General features: G+C 63.1%; 1 protein-coding gene. It reads left to right on the top strand.

Translation table 11 applies throughout. From position 1 onward, the window contains the following. Positions 1 to 1081 (top strand): immunoglobulin-like domain-containing protein (locus ACNQPL_RS26595; protein WP_416468382.1); only part of this gene is annotated, 1081 nt, incomplete at both ends.

Below are 1081 nucleotides of genomic sequence, written 5' to 3'. Positions count from 1 at the left end.
TGCCTCGGTCATCGAAGGCGGCGTGGTCACTTACACCGCTTCCGTCAGCGCCCCGGTCACCGGCAGCCCGCTGGTGGTAACCCTGGCTAATGGCCAGAGCATCACCATCGGTGTCGGCGAGTCGTCCGGTTCGGTCAACTTCACCGCGCCGAACAACGTCTACAACACCAACGCTCCGCTGACCAACAGCATCACCAAGGTCGAAGGTGGTAACTACGAGCAGCTCGAAACTGCAGGCACGCCGACCACCACGGTCACCGACAGCCCAGCGACCCAAGCCACCACGGACCTGGTGCTGAGTGCCACCGGCGATGTCGCTGAAGGCGGGCAGATCGTCTACACCGCGACCCTGAGCAACCCGGCCGGCACGGCAATGACTGTGACCCTGAGCAACGGAGCGACCATCAACATCGCCGCCGGTCAAACGACTGGCCAAGTGACGGTCGCGGCGCCGGCCGATGACGTCTACAAAGACGCCGGTCAAGTCAAAGCCACCATCACTGGCACCACCGGCGGTGACTTCGAGAATCTGGCGGTCAACCCGGCCGAAGCCGTGACTAACGTCAGCGATACCATCGATACCAGCACGGTCACGTTGACCGCCAATGCCTCAGTCATCGAAGGCGGCGTGGTCACTTACACCGCTTCCGTTAGCGCCCCGGTCACCGGTAGCCCGCTGGTGGTCACCCTGGCCAACGGCCAGAGCATCACCATCGGCGTGGGCGAGTCGTCCGGCTCGGTCGACTTCGTTGCGCCAAACAACGTCTACAACACCAATGCTCCGCTGACCAACAGCATTACCAAGGTCGAAGGCGGCAATTACGAGCAGCTCGAAACTGCAGGTAATCCGACTACTACCGTGACCGACGGTCCTGACACCCAGGCCACCACCAACCTGGTGCTGAGTGCCACCGGCGATGTCGCTGAAGGCGGGCAGATCGTCTACACCGCGACCCTGAGCAACCCAGCGGGCACGGCAATGACTGTGACCCTGAGCAACGGCGCGACCATCGCTATCGCCGCCGGCCAAACTGTCGGTCAAGTCACCGTCGCTGCGCCGGCCGATGACGTCTACAAGGAC

This window comes from Pseudomonas sp. LFS044 (assembly GCF_047978245.1).
Taxonomy (GTDB): Bacteria; Pseudomonadota; Gammaproteobacteria; order Pseudomonadales; family Pseudomonadaceae; genus Aquipseudomonas.
The sequence above is the reverse complement of the archived record's forward strand: the minus strand, read 5'-3'. Positions and strand labels throughout refer to the sequence as shown.